The organism is Pseudoalteromonas sp. P1-9 (assembly GCF_001399975.1).
Classification (GTDB): domain Bacteria; phylum Pseudomonadota; class Gammaproteobacteria; order Enterobacterales; family Alteromonadaceae; genus Pseudoalteromonas.
This window is the reverse complement of the sequence record NZ_LKBD01000097.1, coordinates 1-1404: the sequence shown is the minus strand read 5'-3', so window position 1 is coordinate 1404 and position 1404 is coordinate 1. Positions and strand designations below refer to the sequence as shown.

The 1404-nt window shown below is 39.2% G+C and carries 1 protein-coding gene; it reads right to left on the bottom strand.

Annotation, left to right across the window (positions count from 1 at the left end; translation table 11 throughout):
• Positions 1-666: 666 nt before the first annotated feature.
• The coding region (locus AN214_RS21670; RefSeq protein WP_054981607.1) for an RHS repeat-associated core domain-containing protein at positions 667-1404 on the bottom strand (738 nt) is incomplete at its 5' end.

The following is a 1404-nucleotide window of genomic DNA, read 5'->3' as shown; positions in this document are numbered from 1 at the left end:
TTTAAGAAACTGATTGGAGAATACGTAAAGTTTCCTACGTCACTGAACGATAGAGAATCATTGTCTCTAGCTTGTAAATTATCATTGTGCTCTCGGCATTCTTCACAATGATTATAGTCTGTAAAGTGCTCTGGACGGGTTCTGGAAGCGAACGCGCCTTTTAGTTCTTTGTACCTGTCAATCATTTACAGAACCTGTTTATTTTGTTTTCTAGTTTATCCGCAGCCTTTCAAGAAGAAAGGAAAAAGGCCACCCACTTTAAAATCACTATAACGCCTGCCAATCTGCAATTACAAATATTCGTAACCTTGGTTAAATAAGATAAATTTTAGTGCGTTACAAAATTGAGCGGTAAATTGTGACTATTTTTCAAAATCATTGCGAAGGGCAACCTACTTTCTCGAAAAAGTATATGAAAATTGAGTGGAGTTACAATTGGGCTTATGCGAGTAATGCGCGTGCATTGGCTACATTAGGTTGTCGCTTTTTTTCTAAGTGTTCACAGTACGCTAGTTAAGGTGGGTGGCCTTTATATTCATGTAAAAAACACCCAAACTAAATCAAATTAGAGTGGGTGTCTGTGTTATTCGAAAAATTAAGTTTACTCTGACCCTAGTTTTTTGACCCTAGTTTTTAAATTAGAGTGGGTGTCCTCAATAATTTATCCTAATATCTTCCAGACACTGAATCATATAGAACATAAATTCCATGCCTTATTGTTTCTTCAGCTAATGCAAATCCTACTTCACAGCCCATTTTTTTAAATGCTTTTCTAAACACATGTTGGTGAGCGATATTGATTAATACTCCTTGCCCTGCTTGCGCTGTATTCAAGGAGACCAAACTCATATACCCACTCGGATCAATTCCATTCACCGGATCCGCATGCGTATACAAATACTTATTAAGTGTAACAGGTTCACCATCGCGACCCATCCACTCATCTTGCTGAGTAAAGCGCCCGACATTCTGGTCGTAATACCTAGCTCTGAGGTAATACTGGTCTAAATCACCATCAAATTGTTCACCTGTATAAAGGTAGTTATTTTCCGTTGTGCCTGTTTGGTTTTGTAATTCACCAAAGGCTAAATAATCATAACTATCACTTTGCTCGCCTGCATCACTTGAAAGTAACCGCGTTGAACCAAGGCCATCATAGTGGAAGGTGTTTGTGGTGTTATCGCTGTCGGTTTGACTGATTAAGTCATCACCGTAAAGGTAAGTTTTTAATCGGCTGCCAAGGCTGTCTGTTTCGGCAATCACTTGCGCATAAGCTTGTGTGTTGTCGATTAGGTAGTGTGTTGCCTGACCATTAACCGTTTTACTGGTACGAATACCGTCAATATTATATTGGTAATTCGCTTGTGTGCCATTATTGGTTGCCGTTGCATCCATCGCCACCAT